Raw genomic sequence first — 17,953 nt, forward strand, 5'->3', positions numbered from 1 at the left:
AACGAAAAGGAGTGCCAGAACATGCGCAAACCAATTATTGCCGGAAACTGGAAAATGAACAAAACTGCGAAAGAAGCAAAAGAATTTGCTGAAGCAGTCAAAACAAAAATTCCTAGCAACGAGACAGTTGACTCTGTGATCGGTTCGCCAGCTTTATTCTTAGAAACATTAGTGAATGCTGCTGAAGGAACAGAATTAAAAATTGCTGCTCAAAACAGCTACTGGGAAAATGAAGGTGCCTTTACTGGCGAAACTTCACCAGCAGCTTTAGCAGATCTAGGTGTTGACTATGTCATCATCGGCCATTCAGAACGTCGTGAATACTTCCATGAGACAGATGAAGACATCAACAAAAAAGCCAAAGCAATCTTTGCAAACGGCATGATTCCAATCCTATGCTGTGGTGAATCTTTAGAAACCTATGAAGCTGGCAAAACAGCTGAGTGGATCGAAGGACAAATCACTGCTGGCTTAGACGGTTTAACAGACGGTCAAGTAAGTAATCTTGTGATTGCGTACGAACCAATCTGGGCGATCGGTACTGGTAAATCAGCGGATGCAAACATCGCAGACGAAATTTGTGGTGTTGTCCGCAAAACCGTTGAAAAATTATACGGCAAAGAAGTTTCAGATAGCGTGCGTATCCAATACGGCGGTTCTGTAAAACCTGAAAACATTGCTGAATACATGGCAAAAGAAAATGTTGACGGAGCATTAGTTGGCGGCGCAAGCTTGCAAGCTGATTCATTCCTAGCATTATTAGATGCTGTAAAATAATTTCATTTTCATGAAAATAACATTTGCAGAATCGTGATTTTTTCACTACAATTAAGTTGTTCGCAAGGGGCTTTCCCCTTAAGATAAAACAAACTCAAAGGAGAGACAAAACATGTCAATTATTACTGATGTTTACGCACGCGAAGTCTTAGACTCACGTGGTAACCCAACTATCGAAGTAGAAGTCTACACAGAATCAGGTGCTTTCGGCCGCGGAATGGTTCCTTCAGGAGCTTCAACAGGTGAACACGAAGCAGTTGAATTACGTGATGGCGACAAAGCTCGTTATGGCGGTAAAGGTGTAACGAAAGCAGTTGACAATGTAAATAACATCATTGCAGAAGCTATCATCGGCTACGATGTACGTGACCAAATGGCTATCGATAAAGCAATGATCGCTTTAGACGGAACTCCTAACAAAGGCAAATTAGGCGCAAACGCGATTCTTGGTGTTTCTATCGCTGTTGCTCGTGCAGCTGCTGATTACCTAGAAGTACCTTTATACCACTACTTAGGCGGATTCAATACAAAAGTATTGCCAACTCCTATGATGAACATCGTCAACGGTGGTTCTCACTCTGACGCACCAATCGCTTTCCAAGAATTCATGATCTTGCCTGTAGGCGCACCTACATTCAAAGAAGGCTTACGTTGGGGTACTGAAGTATTCCACGCTTTGAAATCAATCTTGTCTAAACGTGGTTTAGAAACTTCAGTAGGTGACGAAGGTGGTTTCGCTCCTCGTTTTGAAGGAACTGAAGACGGTGTTGAAACAATCTTAGAAGCAATCAAAGCTGCTGGTTTAGAACCAGGTAAAGATGTATACCTAGGATTTGACTGTGCATCATCAGAATTCTACGAAAACGGTGTTTACGACTACTCTAAATTTGAAGGCGAAAACGGCGTAAAACGTACTGCTGCTGAACAAGTTGACTACTTAGAAGAATTAGTTAACAAATACCCAATCATCACTATCGAAGACGGTATGGATGAAAATGACTGGGATGGTTGGAAACTATTAACTGAACGCCTAGGCGACAAAGTTCAATTAGTAGGGGATGACTTGTTCGTTACAAATACTGAAATCCTTGAAAAAGGGATCAAAAACGGTATCGGTAACTCAATCCTTATCAAAGTTAACCAAATCGGTACATTGACTGAAACTTTCAATGCAATCGAAATGGCGAAAGAAGCTGGTTACACTGCAGTCGTTTCTCACCGTTCAGGTGAAACAGAAGATTCAACAATCTCTGATATCGCAGTTGCAACAAACGCTGGCCAAATCAAAACTGGTTCTCTTTCACGTACTGACCGTATTGCAAAATACAACCAATTATTACGTATCGAAGACCAACTTGGTGAAGTTGCTGAATACAAAGGCTTGCAAGCATTCTACAACTTGAAAAATAAATAATTTCAGTTTGAACAAACATTTTCGTTTGGCTGTACTGAAATGATGGTAAAGTCCCCTCATGTTAAATGACATGGGGGGACTTTTTTACGAGTTTTATCGGTATGCTACTTGTATGATAGACTATAGGAAAACTTAGTATTTTAGGAGAGAATGCTGATGAAAAAATTGTACATAAATAATGTAGTATCAAAGGAAGTAGAACATATTGTTTCGGCTGCAGGAATTATTGACCTATTTCCAAAAGATGTGATCCTCCAGTATAATTGGCTGATTACCGATTATTCAGGTGACATAAGTATTTTGCATTCGATTGAAAAGAATAAAAATGGAAAGTCGCTTATTTGGCTGAGCGGCCATAATTTATTGGATACAATCAAAGATACTTATCTTTATGAAGGGGTGCTAACTGGTTTTTTACCCAGCATTTCTTTGGATGATCTTTTGATCTTTGATTCTTAGCCTGAGTGGGAAGGCTGGAATCGTGATGTAGATCTTCCGTATATTCAGCATCCATTAGGCAGCCTAGAATTAATTATTGATGATGGTAGCTCATATTCTGTCGTTACAGACGATACAGATCTATTGGTATATATAGAAAAGCATTGTAAGGATATAGCTGTGTCTGATTCATGTGATGAAAGACCAGACAGATCGTTTGGCGATCTTTATAGTCACCAGTTGCTACCCACAACTGTTGGAAACTAATGGTTAACCTTTAACGGGGAGCCGATTTCTTTTAAAGTAATCGATGGTCATAGCAATTTTTCGAGTGACTACGGTGAAAGTCATCCAGATTGGGTCAACGAAATAATCGGTCGCTTTATCTTATTGCCTAATTTAAAAATGATCAAAGGGAAGGGAAAACTTGAGATAAAAACGGATCTTCCTCGACACTCTTTCCGTGATTTTGAAATCGTTAGTGGGCAAAGATACTATGGCGGGCAATATTTGTTAAAAAAATCTGCCAATAACCTTAATTTTGCTGTAACTCAATATTATGACGATGAGTGTTTCCTGAAAAAATCTGGGGGTGTATATCAACTTGACAGGTCTGACTCGGGATTCCCAGCTTATTTTATTGAGGGGAATCAAAGTCCAACTGATTTAAAATTTTGTGTGTCATGGGGTGCATTGGCTACTGCAGATTCTTTGTCCTTGGATGTGGCTTGTGACTTTGATCAAGAGGAGATTGCTCAAACTTTTAGTAATTAAAAGTGAATGAAAGCTATATAGAAAAAACCTGTTTCTAGTAGATGAACAAGGAACAGTTTTTTTTATAGAAAGTAAGTTGAAAAATTAAGAGAACTTATAAATAGAGGGAAAATAACAGTAAGATTTTAAAGAATCAGCTAAAATTTTTGTAATCGAAAATGAAAATAATCTGATTGTTTATGAAAATTTTCATTTCCAGTTTACATTTATTGTTTTTTGACTAGTGAAATTTTAACGAGTTGCCAATCACTGCTGTTGCTCAAGAGTTTTGAATGAAAGAACTTTTATCACAAACAAAAGATTCTTTCTGGATTTTGAGTATTTATCATGAATAAATTGTTCTGTTGTTTTTTAAAACTAAAGAAATTATATTTCATTTTCACAAATTCTCCTGAGAGTAAGAATCATTTTATGGGTCTTGCTTTCATTTTTTTCACATAAACAAACTTTGAGGTATTTTGCATTTTGTCTTTTTTCCGATTAGGATAATCACCTGAGTAAAATTTGTTGTTTGGAGGAAGAGAAATGCGTACTTATGTGAAAAAAATAGCTTACCCAATTTTCATGTTGTCATTGCTTGTGATGTCCTATGTGATACCATTGTTACCAGTCATTACAGCTCATGCGGACACCGAGGGAAACACCAAAATAATTCTATTTCAAAATGAAAAAGGAACAGCGCAAGTGACCTCATTACCAGATCATACGACAGGAAAAATCACTTGGACGATCGAGGTAGAAAAGAATCAGCAGTCTGCTGCTAATCAACTGGCATTCAGCTTGAGTAAAGGAGAACAAACGGTTCTGCCAGAATCAATCCAAAGCAACGGCACGCCATTTACATATGATCCGCAAAGACAGCAGCTGATGGAAGAAACTACTAGCAGCTCCTTTAGCCAAATGACGCTAACGTTTCAAACAAAAGCTCTTAAAACTTTGACAATCAAATCCGCATTTCTTCAAACAGAGGAAAAAAATGGACAAGTGAAAGAAGACATTATCAACACAACAGATGTAGCAGTTGTTCTACCTGACAATCAATCCACAGAAGCAACGAGTGCCGAAGCAGTGCTTGCTGACAGTCAGGAACAAACAGAGGCTTCCGAAAAACAGCCTGCCACAAAAAGCAGCGAGTCACAACCACAAGCAGAATCAACTACCGTATCAACAACAATCGAATCACCACTTGATACACAAGCAAGTGCGCCAGCAGCTTCACAACTATCAAGTGGCGGCAGCTTTAAGAATGATGTGCCAGAAGTTGATAACGTACTTCTAGGAGAAGCTCAGTATTTTCATATTTTTGCTAACCATGCGACGCTAAATACCCACACGAACGGAAACATAGCAGTGGGGGAACTAAATGGCAATGTCAATTTTGGAACCAGTATTCAGGATGGTTCGTTGGCAACAGAAATCAATTATATTCAAAAGGTCAATACGATCGCAAATTCTTCTTTTGTGTCAGGAACTGATAGCAGAAAAAACAAAGTTGTCTTTGGCCCAGCAGTCACAGTAGATTTCGCAGATCAAAATCAACAACCTGCCGTTTTTGTAAATGGACAGAGAATGGATCACTTGAAAACTTCCGAAGTTTTCCAAGATCATTCTGCAAGTGAACCGTATATAGATTTTAAAAAGGTATTTTCAACGTTACAGGCGACGTCAGAAAGGCTAGGAGCCTATCCGCAAACACCCGGTGTAACCAAAGATTTTACTGATAATAATCAGCGGGTCATTAATACCGCCCGTGCTGAAAATGATACGCAAGAGGTGGTGTTGACCTTAACGGATGAACAAGGAAACCCGCTTGATGACGGTGTTTACGAACTTCAAAATAAAAAGACACATAAAGAGGTTGATGAAGAGGTCACAAATGATGATGGACAAGTAATCGAAACGGATCTTCCAGAAGGGGACTATTCCTTTGTTGAAACAGAAGCGCCAGATGGTTATCTAATCGACAAGAAACCAATTTCCTTTTCGGCAGACACTATTGATGAAGAAGATCAAAAGGTAGTCGTTACTCTTTCAAAAACAGAATTAGAAAAAGATACACCAATTACCATCAAAGGGCTAACAAAGGGCACGTCTCCTGTACTCATCAATGTGGATACCGAAGGAGCAAGTACCGTTAATATCAAGTCGCAAATTAAACTAGAATATACAGATGGCACGACGCGCAATAGTCATGAAACAGAAGATTTTGATGATGCCGTTATCCTGTGGAATTTTATTAATCAGCCAGAAAATCAAATGATTTCGATTAATAGTCCCTTCCAAGGAACGATTTTGGCTGTTGGTGATACAGTTGATGTCCACCAAAATGTTGACGGCAGTATCATTGCTGATACGGTATTGGTCAATGCGGAAACCCACCGCTGGGATCTTCAAGCCAATGAAACGGTTGTACCGATAATCAAACTTGCTGCAATGAATCACCTGCTGTCTCTTGATACAACGACAGTCAGCGGAACCAAAACGTGGGACGATTATGACAACAAATTTAATACTCGTCCGACAAGCATTACGGTTCAATTACTGCAAAACGGTGAAGTGTTCCAAACAAAAAAGGTTACCCCGAATAAAGAGGGGGAATGGCATTATGAATTTACCGATCTACCAACAACCGACGAATCTGGTCAGACCTATGACTACGCAATTCAAGAAACACCCGTTGAAGGATACACCACCAAAGTAAATGGCTATGACCTAGTCAACACCTACCGCAATACTGAAACGACAGAAGTATCAGGAACAAAGACATGGAATGACTACGACAACAAGTTCAATACCCGCCCTGAAAGCATCACTGTCAAACTGATTCAAAATGATAAGAAAATCGACAAGCAAGTCGTAAAATCAGATAACCACGGCGACTGGACCTATCGATTTGACAATTTGCCTAAGTATGATGCCGAAGGAAAAGTGTACACTTACATGATCCAAGAAGAAAATGTTCCAGGATACACCAGTGAAATCAACGGTTATGACTTAGTTAACACCTATCGTAACACCGAAAAAACGGCAGTATCGGGAACGAAGACGTGGAATGATTATGATAACAAGTTCAATACCCGTCCTGAAAGCATCACTGTCAAGCTGATGCAAAATGATAAAGAAATCGCCAAGCAAGTCGTAAAAGCAGATAACCAAGGGAACTGGACCTATCGTTTTGACAATCTGCCTAAGTATGATGCCGAAGGAAAAGAGTACACTTACACGATCCAGGAAGAGAAAGTTCCAGAATACACCACTGAAATCAAAGGCTATGACCTAGTTAACACCTATCGTAACACCGAAACAACGGCAGTATCGGGAACGAAGACGTGGAATGACTACGACAACAAGTTCAATACCCGCCCTGAAAGCATCACTGTCGACTTAATGCAAAACGGTAAAGAGATTGACAAACAAACCGTAAAAGCAGATAACCAAGGGAACTGGACCTATCGTTTTGACAATCTGCCTAAATATGATGCCGAAGGAAAAGAGTACACTTACACGATCCAGGAAGGAAAAGTGCTAGGTTACACCACTAAAGTCAACGGCTATGACCTAGTCAACACCTATCGTAACAACGAAACGACAGAAGTAGCCGGAACAAAGACATGGAAAGACTATGATAACAAGTTCAACACACGGCCGAAGAGTATCACTGTCAAATTGATGCGAAATGATAAAGAAATCGACAAGCAAGTCGTAAAAGCAGATAACCAAGGCAACTGGACCTATCGATTTGACAATCTGCCTAAGTATGATGCCGAAGGTCAAGCTTACACCTATAGCATTCAAGAAGTGGCTGTCAAAGGATACAAGTCAGATGTCCATGGCTATGATTTGATCAATACTTATGTCGAACCAAAAACGCCGAGAACGCCTGAGACACCGAATGATCCTAGCGGTCCCAAAGTACCAACCCCTTCTGACAAGTCTGATAAACCGAAAAAAATAGCCAGAAACGCCGAGCAAAAGCTGGATGACAAAAAGAACCAGACAGAGTCATCACAGACAGATAATGAAAAACGCTTGCCAAAGACAAACGAGGAATCCTCTTATGAACTAAGTGTTTTTGGAGGTATCTTACTCACCATGATTGCTTTCCTATTCTATAAACAGAAACATAGTTAACCAAACAAATCTTTGTACTGCTCCTTCGCTAGAAGTCAGTACAAAGATTTTTTCTTAAAAAAGTATAGGACTTATTTAAGACTTGCGACAAAACTTTGGCTGAAAACCGGTGTAAATGGTAAACTAAAATGAAGGGGGGATCCTATGGTTTGGCTATTGCTACTACTGCTTATTTTTATTTTTTTGGTGTACTATGTATATCGCACGTCTGTGATGAAAAAGGGCGTACGCTATTTTGTTTCGGCAATTATTATGCGTAACAATGAATGGTATGAAAAAGAAGGCAGAAAGAAACTGGGGATTCCATACAAAGAGCGGATCGCAAAAAGCAGTTCGGCTTTTTGGGCACAAGGTTCGGAATGTACGGTAACGACCACCGATGATCTGATCTTGAGAGCAGAAGTCTTCGATCAGTGTGCTAAAACATGGGTGATTTGCTTGCATGGGTATCGCAGTGATGGGCAAGCAGACTGTCAAGATGCGGCCGAGAAATTCTGGGCTGCGGGTTACAATGTTTTAGTTCCTGATTTGCGTGGACATGGCCGCAGTGAAGGCAAAGAGATCGGCTTAGGGTGGCTAGATCGGATGGACCTGCTTTTGTGGATCGATAAGATTTTGGAAAAAGACCCCCAAACACAAATCTTCCTCTATGGTTTAGGAATGGGGGCGGCGACTTTGCTGCTGGCTAGTGGAGAAGTCATGCCGGTGCAAGTGGCTGGGTTGATCTCAGACAGCAGCTATACGTCCGTTTACAGTGCGATCCGATCAAGCTTGCCGCAATTTTCTCGGTTACCGATCAAACGCTTTTTGCGCTTAGCGAATCGCTATAGCAAACAATTAGTCGGTTATCCCTTCTTGCAGATCTCGGTGACCCGACAAGTCGGCAGCAACCATTTACCTGCGCTGTTTTTACAAGGAGAAAAAGATTCGTTTCTTTCGGAAAAAGAGATCAATACCTTAATGGAAGCAACGGCTGGACCGAAACAAAAAGTCCTCTTTGCGAATATGGGACATTTACAGGCAGTGAAAGATGCTCCAGAATATTGGCCAACCGTTTTGCAATTCATTGAGAATATCAAACAAAATACAGACATCGTCTGATAGAAAGGAAGAAAGCAATGGAAATCAAAGAAGAAAATAAACGTTTTGCTTTGTATGATGGAGAAAAAGAGGTGGGAGAAATCACATGGCAAGAAACGCCAGATGATGTTCTAGAAGTAGACCACACCTTCGTCAACCCTGATTATCGCGGCCAGCAATTGGCGCAAAAATTACTCAAAGCGGTTGTTGAAAAAGCAAGACGGGAAGAGAAAAAAATTATGCCTGTCTGCTCCTTTGCGGTCAAAGAGTTCAAAGAAAAACCAGAATACGATGACGTACTCGTTCGCTGATTTGAACGAAAGTGATCTATGAGAAAAAGGCTGTCAGAAAGGACAGTCTTTTTTTAAAACCGTCATGCAACGGTCCATGACAAAAAGAGAGTAGTAATTTCCAGCGGAAAATGCTAAAATGGAAAGGACGACTTTAGCAAGCAAGGAGGAGCTAACGTGTATAACATCTTATTAACTGCTGTGATCGTTATTTCGATTTTAATGGTCATTACGATCATGATGCAGCCTAGCAAGCAAAATAGTGCAGCTAGTGCCTTTACTGGCGGTGCAGATCAATTGTTTGGTAAGCAAAAAGCCCGTGGATTTGAAGCGGTGATGCAGCGTTCAACGGCCATTTTAGGTTTTGTTTGGATGGTCTTGCTCTTTATTTTGGCTTTTCTTTCATCAAACTAATCACTTTGTTAGCGAACCTCTCGTAAAGAGAGGTTTTTTTCTTTTTAACGGGAAGATTTTGATCGCATTTGTCGAAGTATTCTTGCTAACTATGGTAGAATTGGACGTGAGGTGAAAGGAAACATGAAAACATTTAATCAACCAAAACCGGTTTTTGCTGAACACGGCAAACGAGCGGTCATTTTGTTCCATGCCTATTCAGGCAGTCCTAACGATGTGCGCATGCTTTGTCGTTCGTTAGAACAAAAAGACTACACGGTTTATACACCGATGTTTACTGGACATGGTACACCGAATCCAGATGATATCTTAAATCAAGGAATGACTGTTTGGCAGCAGGATGCTGCGGATGCAGTTGCTTATGTGAAAGAAAAAGGCTATGAGGAAGTTGCCGTTCTTGGACTTTCGATGGGTGGGATTTTAGCGATGGATCGTTTGACCCAAGATCCAACATTGATGGGGGGCGGACTGTTTTGTTCGCCATTATTTGAAACCAAGAATGAAGTGCCAGTCAATTTTGAAAAGTATGCTGAAATGGTCATACCCTATGCTGATTTAGACGAGGCGACCCAAAAAGAAATATTGGCAGGAGTCCCTCGTAAGGTCAGAGAACAGCTGCAAGGAATCGAAACAGTCGGACAAACCACAGCTGGGCATTTAGGAAAAATCAAGCGCCCAATCTTCCTGGCGCAAGCAGGAAAGGATCAAATGATCGATCCACAGACAGTTTTCAAAACAGCAGAGGCACTGTCCCATGTTCCCTATACGCTTCAATGGTATCCCGAAAGCGGTCATGTGGTGACCGTTGGACCAGAACGGAAAAAATTAGAGCAGGATGTGTTTGCTTTCTTAGAAACACTTGCTTGGAAAGAGTGAGTTATGACAGAAACGATTAAAACAAAAATCATTCAGTTTCTCGAAGAAAGCCGCAAAAAAAGCTTTTCAATGGAAGAAATTGCTGAAGGTCTAGGACTTCAAAAAAGCACAGACTTTAAGAATCTTGTCCAGACAGTAGCAGCGATGGAACGAGAAGGCAGTGTGATTTTTAACAAAAAAGGCAAAGTGAAATTACCCATGAAACGTGTATTTGTGGAAGGGACTTTCCGAGCCAACGAGCGGGGCTTCGGTTTTGTCACGTTGGATGAAGAAGAAGACGATATTTATATCCCTAAAGAAGCAACAGGCTATGCCATGGACGGCGATACCGTTGCTGTAGACATCGTGCATGTTGCCGATCCTTTCTCAGATCGTGGTGCAGAGGGGAAAGTCGTAGAAATCAAACAACGCGCCATCAGTCAGTTGGTCGGCGAGTTTACATTATTTGACGAAAAAGAGATCGAAGAGTCGGATCTATATGGCGTAGTTCAGCCTAAAGATAAAAAACTAAGTGAATTAAAGGTGTTTATTGGCGCTCAAGGGATTCGACCTGTAGATGGTAGCATTGTGATCGTTGAAATCAGCCATTACCCAGAAAAAGGTTATTCGAAAAGCTTAGAGGGGTTGATCACGAAAGTTGTAGGACATAAAAACGATCCTGGAATGGATATATTGTCGATCGTCGTGGCGAACGGGATTCCCACAAAATTCGAGGAAGAAACCTTAGCGGCGGCAGATGCAGTCCCAGATACGATCGATCCTGCCGACTTTCCAGAACGGCGTGATTTGCGAGGTCAACAGATCGTAACGATCGATGGAGCGGATGCCAAAGATTTGGATGATGCGGTGACGGTAAAAGCATTGCCTAACGGCAGCTTCTATTTGGGCGTGCATATCGCCGATGTTTCTTATTATGTGACCGAAAACAGCGCATTGGATAAAGAAGCGTTTGATCGGGGAACGAGTGTCTACCTTACGGATCGAGTGATTCCAATGATCCCACAGCGTTTATCAAACGGCATCTGTTCGTTGAATCCAAACGTGCCAAGGTTGACCATGAGCTGTGAAATGTGGATCAACCAAGAGGGGATCGTCACGGATTACAATATTTTCCAAAGTATTATTCAAACAAGTGCCCGGATGACGTATCAAGCAGTCAATCAAATCATTGAAGACAATGATCCAGAAACCACCAAAGAATATGCGGAACTAGTACCGATGTTCCATGATATGGCCGCCTTGCATCACGTGTTAGAAGCGATGCGCATCAAACGTGGGGCAGTTTCTTTTGAAGACCGAGAAGCGAAAGTCTTAGTCGATGGAGAAGGACACCCACAAGAAATCGTTCTGCGAGAACGTGGTGTCGGCGAGCGATTGATCGAATCCTTCATGTTGGCAGCCAATGAAACCGTGGCGCGCCATTTCAATCGGAAACATCTGCCATTTATTTATCGGATCCACGAGGAACCAAAAGAAGAGAAAATGCGCCGCTTCTTTGATTTTGCGTCTGCTTTAGGGATCGTAGTCAAACAGACCAATGGCTCGATCTCACCAAAACAACTACAAAAAGTGGTTGAAGATGTGGCAGATAAGCCAGAGGCAATGGTTGTCAATACGATGCTACTAAGAAGTATGCAACAAGCGAAGTATTCTGAAGAAAACGTCGGTCACTATGGTTTGGCAGCGGAAGATTATACCCACTTCACGTCACCTATCCGTCGGTACCCCGACTTGATCGTGCATCGCTTGATTCGTTCTTACAGTGAAGATGTCTCTGAAGCCAACCAAAACAAATGGGCGGAAATCTTGCCTGATATCGCAATGCACAGCTCCCAAATGGAACGACGAGCAGTCGATGCAGAAAGAGAAGTCGATGCGCTTAAAAAAGCTGAGTATATGGCCGATAAAGTAGGAGAAGAGTTTGACGGTATCATCAGTTCAGTGGTCAAGTTTGGCTTGTTTATTGAATTGCCTAACACGATTGAAGGGCTGATCCATATCAATAACTTGAAGCAAGATTACTTCCATTATTTGGAAAACCATCTAGCACTTGTGGGGGAACGGACAGGCTTGACCTTTAAAATTGGTCAGAAAGTTCGCATCAAAGTCGTAAAGGCTGATCCAGAAACAAGAGAGATTGATTTCGAACTGGTAGCAGCAGAAGAAGTTGAAAAACTGCAAGCACCAAAAGCTAACAAACGAAGCAACCATCAAAAAAATGAAGCGAACCGCCGTGGAAAAAAACAACGAAACCCTGAGAAAAACCAAGGGAAACGGTTTGAACAATCAGGCAAAGGCAAGCCGAAAAAAGCTGGCAAAGTGAAAAAGAAAAAACCTTTTTACAAAGGAATCAAGAAAAAATAAATGGAGGGATGGCCCGTGCCTAAAGGAGAAGGGAAATTAATCGCCCAAAACAAAAAGGCCCGCCATGATTACACGATCCTCGATACGATCGAAGCGGGGATCGTCTTACAGGGAACAGAGATCAAAGCGATCCGTAACAGTCGGATCAATTTGAAAGACGGCTTTGTACGCATTCGCAATGGTGAGGCATTCTTAGTCAATGTGCATATCAGCCCTTACGAGCAAGGAAACATTTTTAATCATGATCCACTACGGACAAGAAAACTGTTACTGCATAAAAAGCAGATTGCTCGTCTGGTTGGCGAAACAAAAAATACAGGCATGACGATCGTTCCGTTAAAGGTGTATATCAAGGATGGTTATGCCAAAGTTTTGATTGGTTTAGCGAAAGGAAAACGCGAATATGACAAGCGGGAATCCTTGAAACGCAAAGATCAAGAAAGACAAATTGACCGAGTTCTTAGAAATTTCTAATTTTCTAAGAACTTCTTTTAGAATCCGATAGAGGTTATTGCTTTGAAAATCGCGCTAAATTTGGTAGCATTTAAGGGAAAGCTGTTGATATAACAGGCTTTTTCTTCCACATAGCGACACGGGGATTTTTCATTTAATTTAGGATTTTTGGCATTGTGAGTTTTTTGTCTAATTTTCTTGAAAATGCTTTGAAATTTTCCATTCGTGGTGGTATGATACCGATTGTTATGAGAGGAAACGCATTGTAACACCAGATTTTTTTCTGGAGATGACAGGAAAAGAGGTGAGAAAGATTGGAAGATAAATCGCTTATGTTTCATATCGGTCCTATATGGTTTGATGGAACTGTAGCTATGATGACAATCATTTCTTGTATCATTGTTTTTTTGGTGGTCTTTATTTGTACACGTAATTTGCAAATGAAACCGAAAGGGAAGCAGAACTTCATTGAATGGGTCATTGACTTTGTTCGTGGCATCGTGGCGGACAATCTACCAGGATCTCAAGTGAACAACTTTCATTTGCTCGGTGTAACAATGTTTCTTTTTGTGTTTGTGGCAAATGAGATCGGCTTAGTCACAAAAATCGTGACGACAGATGACATTACCTTATGGAAAAGTCCGACAGCAGACCCGTTTGTTACATTGACACTCGCACTTATGGTTATTTCCTTGACACATTTCTTTGGGATCAAGTCGTTGGGCTTCAAAAATTACTTGATCAATTCGTATCTGAAACCGGTGGGCTTTTTATTGCCGCTAAAAATCATCGAAGAGTTTACGAATGTCATCACGTTAGGCTTGCGTTTATATGGAAATATATTCGCTGGTGAAGTGTTATTAGGATTGATTGCCAACATGTTTATTAGTCTTGGTTGGTGGTCATTACCGATCGTGATGCCGCTAGAAATGATCTGGATTGGCTTCTCACTCTTTATTGGAGCGATCCAAGCTTATGTATTTGTTACATTGACCATGGTATTTATGAGCCACAAAATCGTGGCAGAACATTAATCGAATCGACATACAATTAGGAGGAAAAAAGAATGAACTTTATTGGAGCAGGATTAGCAATTATCGGAGCAGCAATTGGTGCAGGGTATGGTAACGGACAAGTAATCGCAAAAACGATCGAATCAATGGCACGCCAACCTGAAATGTCAGGTCAACTACGTTCAACAATGTTTATCGGGGTAGCGTTAGTCGAAGCTGTACCGATTCTAGGGGTAGTTATCGCGCTGTTATTAGTCTTCCGATAAGACAAGCACGAAAAGGCAGAAACGAACAATTGCACTCGTTTTTGCTTTTTTCTAATGAAACAATGACTTTCAGAAAGGAAGAATCGTTATGCTAAATCAGTTGGTTATGGCGGAAGTTCAAAATCCAATGCTTGGCAATATTATCGTTGTCAGCGGATCAATTCTTCTTTTGCTATTCTTATTGAAACATTTTGCATGGGATGCCATCAGTAGCATGATGCAAAAACGGGAAGATAAAATCGCCAATGATTTGGATTCAGCGGAACAATCACGCTTGAATGCAGCAAAATTAGAAAAAGAACGCCAAGAAAAATTGGCACGTTCTCATTCTGAAGCTGCGGAGATCATCAAGAGCGCCAAAGATAGCGGGGAATTGAGTCGGCAAAATATTTTGAGCGAGACCAAAGAAGAAGTGGCTCGTTTGAAAGAAAAAGCCAACTCAGATATCACCCTTGAAAAAGAAACTGCGTTAAAAGAAGTGAAAGATGATGTGGCAGAACTTTCGCTTCAAATCGCAGAAAAAATCTTAGGCCGCGAATTGACTCCCGAAAATCATGAATCCCTAATCAATCAATATATCGAAGGATTGGGTTCAGTTAATGAAACTCGATAAATTCACAGTGGGAAAACGTTATGGAAAAGCGTTGTTCGAATTGGCGATGGAAGAACAGCGCTTGACAGAAGTTTACCAAGAATTAATGACCTTGCGTCAGATTTATCAGGAAATTCCAACATTCGGCCAAATCGTGACCGATAACCGTTTGGATCTTCATGAGAAAAGACAATTAGTCGATCAATTGCTGAAGGGCTTTGAAGGCTTGGTCAGAAATTTCTTAGAGATCGTTTATGAATATGATCGCATGGATGATCTATTGCTGATCATTGATGAATACGAACGTCGTTACGATGAATATCAAGGTCTTGTTCTCGGAACGATCACAACGGCTGTTGCTTTGTCAGCAGAACAAAAAAGCAAAATTGAAAAGCAGATCGCCGATAAGCTTGGGTACAAGCAGGCACAATTGAAAGAAACGATCGATCCAACGATTTTAGGCGGTGTCATCGTTGAAGCAAATCATCAAGTGATCGACGGTAGTATTAAGAGCCAACTGGATTATCTGCGACAAAAAATCGGCAGATAAACAAGAGATAAGAGGTGAATCGGATGGCCATCAAAGCAGAAGAAATTAGTGCCTTGATCAAAGAGCAAATTAAAAATTATCAGAACGAACTTTCTGTAGAAGAAATCGGTACTGTCACATACGTTGGGGACGGGATCGCCCGCGCCCACGGTTTAGAAAATGCCATGAGTGGAGAACTGCTTGAGTTTTCAAACGGTTCTTATGGGATGGCACAAAACTTAGAGTCAAACGATGTCGGGATCATCATCCTAGGTGATTTTGAAACCATTCGTGAAGGGGACAAAGTAAAACGAACCGGTAAAATCATGGAAGTTCCTGTCGGCGATGCATTAATTGGCCGGGTAGTAAATCCATTAGGGCAACCAATCGATGGTTTAGGTCCGATCGAAACAGATAAATCACGCCCAGTCGAAGCAGCTGCACCAGGTGTTATGCAACGGAAATCCGTTTCGGAACCAATGCAAACTGGTTTAAAAGCTATTGATGCTTTAGTACCAATCGGTCGTGGCCAACGGGAATTAGTCATCGGTGACCGGAAAACCGGGAAAACAACGATCGCTATTGATGCGATCATCAACCAAAAAGGGCAAGACATGATCTGTATCTATGTCGCTATTGGCCAAAAAGACTCAACGGTTCGTGCACAAGTAGAAACATTACGCCGTTACGGTGCACTTGATTACACGATCGTTGTTTCAGCAGGTGCTTCACAACCAGCACCATTGCTTTACATCGCACCTTATGCTGGGGCAGCAATGGGAGAAGAATTCATGTATAACGGCAAACATGTTTTGATCGTCTTTGATGACTTATCAAAACAAGCAGTCGCTTATCGTGAACTTTCTCTCCTTCTACGCCGTCCGCCAGGTCGTGAAGCATACCCAGGGGATGTCTTCTACTTGCACTCTCGTTTATTGGAACGTGCAGCGAAATTAAGTGATGAACTAGGCGGTGGATCAATGACGGCATTGCCGTTTGTTGAAACACAAGCAGGGGATATCTCAGCCTATATCCCAACCAACGTGATTTCTATCACAGATGGACAAATTTTCTTAGAAAACGACCTATTCTATTCTGGTGTGCGTCCTGCCGTAGCGGCTGGATTGTCCGTTTCACGGGTTGGTGGTTCTGCGCAGATCAAAGCGATGAAAAAAGTTGCCGGTACCTTGCGTTTGGACTTGGCTAGCTATCGCGAACTAGAGGCCTTTACACAGTTTGGGTCTGATCTAGATGCTGCGACACAAGCCAAATTAAACCGCGGTCGTCGAACCGTTGAAATCTTGAAGCAAAAACTGCATGAACCATTGGCAGTAGAAAAACAAGTCGTGATTCTTTATGCCTTGACGCATGGATTCATTGATAGTGTGCCAGTCAATAAACTATTGGACTTTGAAGCAGAATTATTTGAATATATCGAAGCAAACGCAGCAACGATTTTTGAAACCATTCGGACAACGAAAGACTTGCCAGAAGAAAGCTTGTTAGATGACACCATTAAAGCATTCAAAGATATTTTCATGGCATCCAACAGTTCTCGGGTAACGCCGCAAGATAAAATATCGACAATGCAAAACGCATAAAAGAGGTGAGAGAAAATGGCTGCTTCATTAAATGAAATCAAGCAACGAATTGCCTCAACAAAAAAAACCAGCCAAATCACAAAGGCCATGCAAATGGTTTCAGCTGCAAAATTAACAAAATCTGAAGCTCATTCGAAACAGTTTCAAGTGTATGCCAACAAAGTACGTGAAATCGTTACGCATTTAACTGCGCAGCAGCTTTCCGATCTTGCAGGTTCCGGTCCTAAAGATGGTGTGAACTATAACAGTATGTTGGTTAGTCGTCCGGTCAAACGCACAGGCTATATCGTCATCACTTCTGATGGCGGTCTAGTGGGCGGCTACAATAGTTCCATCTTGAAGCAAATGATGACCATGCTGGACGAAGACCATGCAAAAGAAGAAGAGTATGTCATGATTGCCATTGGTGCAACTGGCGCCGACTTTTTCAAAGCACGGGGCATCAATTTGGCGTACGAGTTAAGAAACCTTTCGGATCAACCAAGCTTTGACGAGGTGCGTAAAATCGTAACATTGGCGACAACGATGTACCAAAACGAAGTCTTCGATGAATTATATGTGTGTTATAACCATCATATCAACTCATTGACTAGCCAATTTCGTGTGGAGAAAATGTTGCCGATTTCCGATCTAGATCCTGAAGAAGCCGAAAGTTATGAACAAGAATACTTGTTTGAACCTTCTAGAGAAGCGATTTTGAATCAATTACTGCCTCAATACGCTGAAAGCTTGATTTATGGTGCGATTGTTGACGCAAAAACAGCCGAGCATGCTGCCGGAATGACAGCGATGAAAACAGCAACAGATAATGCCAAAAATATTATTGGGGACTTGACGATCTCTTACAACCGAGCGCGTCAAGGCGCAATCACCCAAGAAATTACTGAAATTGTGGCGGGGGCATCCGCGTTAGAATAGTTTCAAGAACGAATGGAGGAATA

The 17,953-nt window shown here is 41.4% G+C and carries 17 protein-coding genes; all 17 read left to right on the forward strand.

The genetic code is table 11. The features are described from left to right. The first annotated feature begins 21 nt into the window (after window positions 1-21). The 17 genes from tpiA (at window position 22) to A5870_RS04275 (ending at window position 17,930) form a co-directional block, all read left to right on the forward strand. The gene (tpiA, locus tag A5870_RS04200) at window positions 22-777 is read left to right on the forward strand and encodes a triose-phosphate isomerase (protein ID WP_008380860.1); all 756 of its coding nucleotides are present in this window, start codon (window positions 22-24) and stop codon (window positions 775-777) included. A 112-nt stretch (window positions 778-889) separates the two neighbouring features. Then, window positions 890-2,191, forward strand: a complete 1,302-nt coding sequence (gene eno / locus A5870_RS04205; RefSeq protein ID WP_005228686.1) for a surface-displayed alpha-enolase — start codon at window positions 890-892, stop codon at window positions 2,189-2,191. Window positions 2,192-2,347: 156 nt separating this feature from the next. Next, the gene (locus A5870_RS17530) at window positions 2,348-2,650 is read left to right on the forward strand and encodes a hypothetical protein (RefSeq protein WP_242596054.1); all 303 of its coding nucleotides are present in this window, start codon (window positions 2,348-2,350) and stop codon (window positions 2,648-2,650) included. 369 nt (window positions 2,651-3,019) lie between these two features. Next, window positions 3,020-3,403: a hypothetical protein gene (locus A5870_RS17535; protein WP_242596055.1), complete on the forward strand. Its 384-nt coding sequence runs from the start codon at window positions 3,020-3,022 to the stop codon at window positions 3,401-3,403. A gap of 525 nt (window positions 3,404-3,928) precedes the next feature. Continuing rightward, window positions 3,929-7,534: a Cna B-type domain-containing protein gene (locus tag A5870_RS04215; protein WP_086291908.1), complete on the forward strand. Its 3,606-nt coding sequence runs from the start codon at window positions 3,929-3,931 to the stop codon at window positions 7,532-7,534. A 144-nt stretch (window positions 7,535-7,678) separates the two neighbouring features. Next, window positions 7,679-8,635, forward strand: coding sequence for an alpha/beta hydrolase (locus A5870_RS04220; RefSeq protein ID WP_086291909.1), 957 nt, complete (start codon window positions 7,679-7,681; stop codon window positions 8,633-8,635). Between the two features lie 17 nt (window positions 8,636-8,652). Further along, window positions 8,653-8,925 carry a GNAT family N-acetyltransferase gene (locus A5870_RS04225; protein ID WP_015510184.1) on the forward strand — a complete coding sequence of 91 codons (273 nt, stop codon included), beginning with the start codon at window positions 8,653-8,655 and terminating at the stop codon, window positions 8,923-8,925. 156 nt (window positions 8,926-9,081) lie between these two features. Beyond that, window positions 9,082-9,318, forward strand: coding sequence for a preprotein translocase subunit SecG (secG, locus tag A5870_RS04230; protein WP_005228700.1), 237 nt, complete (start codon window positions 9,082-9,084; stop codon window positions 9,316-9,318). Between the two features lie 123 nt (window positions 9,319-9,441). Beyond that, window positions 9,442-10,194: an alpha/beta hydrolase gene (locus A5870_RS04235; protein WP_086291910.1), complete on the forward strand. Its 753-nt coding sequence runs from the start codon at window positions 9,442-9,444 to the stop codon at window positions 10,192-10,194. Between the two features lie 3 nt (window positions 10,195-10,197). Further along, a complete protein-coding gene (gene rnr / locus A5870_RS04240) occupies window positions 10,198-12,558 on the forward strand; it encodes a ribonuclease R (protein ID WP_086291911.1) in 2,361 nt (786 codons plus the stop codon). A gap of 15 nt (window positions 12,559-12,573) precedes the next feature. Next, on the forward strand, window positions 12,574-13,032 hold the full coding sequence (gene smpB / locus A5870_RS04245) for an SsrA-binding protein SmpB (RefSeq protein WP_081116364.1): 459 nt from the start codon (window positions 12,574-12,576) through the stop codon (window positions 13,030-13,032). A gap of 293 nt (window positions 13,033-13,325) precedes the next feature. Next, complete coding sequence (gene atpB, locus A5870_RS04250; RefSeq protein WP_008380872.1) at window positions 13,326-14,045, forward strand: F0F1 ATP synthase subunit A; 720 nt, start codon at window positions 13,326-13,328, stop codon at window positions 14,043-14,045. Window positions 14,046-14,077: 32 nt separating this feature from the next. Continuing rightward, the gene (atpE, locus tag A5870_RS04255; RefSeq protein WP_005228705.1) at window positions 14,078-14,290 is read left to right on the forward strand and encodes an ATP synthase F0 subunit C; all 213 of its coding nucleotides are present in this window, start codon (window positions 14,078-14,080) and stop codon (window positions 14,288-14,290) included. 88 nt (window positions 14,291-14,378) lie between these two features. Then, complete coding sequence (atpF, locus tag A5870_RS04260; RefSeq protein WP_016612589.1) at window positions 14,379-14,903, forward strand: F0F1 ATP synthase subunit B; 525 nt, start codon at window positions 14,379-14,381, stop codon at window positions 14,901-14,903. Next, window positions 14,890-15,432 carry a F0F1 ATP synthase subunit delta gene (locus A5870_RS04265; protein WP_016619750.1) on the forward strand — a complete coding sequence of 181 codons (543 nt, stop codon included), beginning with the start codon at window positions 14,890-14,892 and terminating at the stop codon, window positions 15,430-15,432. Before atpF ends, A5870_RS04265 begins: the two co-directional genes overlap by 14 nt. A 23-nt stretch (window positions 15,433-15,455) precedes the next feature. After that, window positions 15,456-17,012, forward strand: a complete 1,557-nt coding sequence (atpA, locus tag A5870_RS04270) for a F0F1 ATP synthase subunit alpha (RefSeq protein ID WP_005228708.1) — start codon at window positions 15,456-15,458, stop codon at window positions 17,010-17,012. A 15-nt stretch (window positions 17,013-17,027) separates the two neighbouring features. Further along, window positions 17,028-17,930 (forward strand): F0F1 ATP synthase subunit gamma, encoded by a 903-nt coding sequence (locus A5870_RS04275; protein WP_005228710.1) that lies wholly within the window; start codon window positions 17,028-17,030, stop codon window positions 17,928-17,930. The last annotated feature ends 23 nt before the right edge of the window (window positions 17,931-17,953 follow it).

It is taken from the genome of Enterococcus sp. 2G9_DIV0600 (assembly GCF_002140615.1).
Taxonomy (GTDB): domain Bacteria; phylum Bacillota; class Bacilli; order Lactobacillales; family Enterococcaceae; genus Enterococcus_D; species Enterococcus_D innesii.

Coding starts and splice junctions, on each gene's coding strand:
- tpiA (WP_008380860.1), top strand. CDS start 22: ATGCGCAAACCAATTATTGCCGGAAACTGGAAAATGAACAAAACTGCG.
- eno (WP_005228686.1), top strand. CDS start 890: ATGTCAATTATTACTGATGTTTACGCACGCGAAGTCTTAGACTCACGT.
- A5870_RS17530 (WP_242596054.1), top strand. CDS start 2,348: ATGAAAAAATTGTACATAAATAATGTAGTATCAAAGGAAGTAGAACAT.
- A5870_RS04215 (WP_086291908.1), top strand. CDS start 3,929: ATGCGTACTTATGTGAAAAAAATAGCTTACCCAATTTTCATGTTGTCA.
- A5870_RS04220 (WP_086291909.1), top strand. CDS start 7,679: ATGGTTTGGCTATTGCTACTACTGCTTATTTTTATTTTTTTGGTGTAC.
- A5870_RS04225 (WP_015510184.1), top strand. CDS start 8,653: ATGGAAATCAAAGAAGAAAATAAACGTTTTGCTTTGTATGATGGAGAA.
- A5870_RS04235 (WP_086291910.1), top strand. CDS start 9,442: ATGAAAACATTTAATCAACCAAAACCGGTTTTTGCTGAACACGGCAAA.
- rnr (WP_086291911.1), top strand. CDS start 10,198: ATGACAGAAACGATTAAAACAAAAATCATTCAGTTTCTCGAAGAAAGC.
- atpE (WP_005228705.1), top strand. CDS start 14,078: ATGAACTTTATTGGAGCAGGATTAGCAATTATCGGAGCAGCAATTGGT.
- atpF (WP_016612589.1), top strand. CDS start 14,379: ATGCTAAATCAGTTGGTTATGGCGGAAGTTCAAAATCCAATGCTTGGC.
- A5870_RS04265 (WP_016619750.1), top strand. CDS start 14,890: ATGAAACTCGATAAATTCACAGTGGGAAAACGTTATGGAAAAGCGTTG.
- atpA (WP_005228708.1), top strand. CDS start 15,456: ATGGCCATCAAAGCAGAAGAAATTAGTGCCTTGATCAAAGAGCAAATT.
- A5870_RS04275 (WP_005228710.1), top strand. CDS start 17,028: ATGGCTGCTTCATTAAATGAAATCAAGCAACGAATTGCCTCAACAAAA.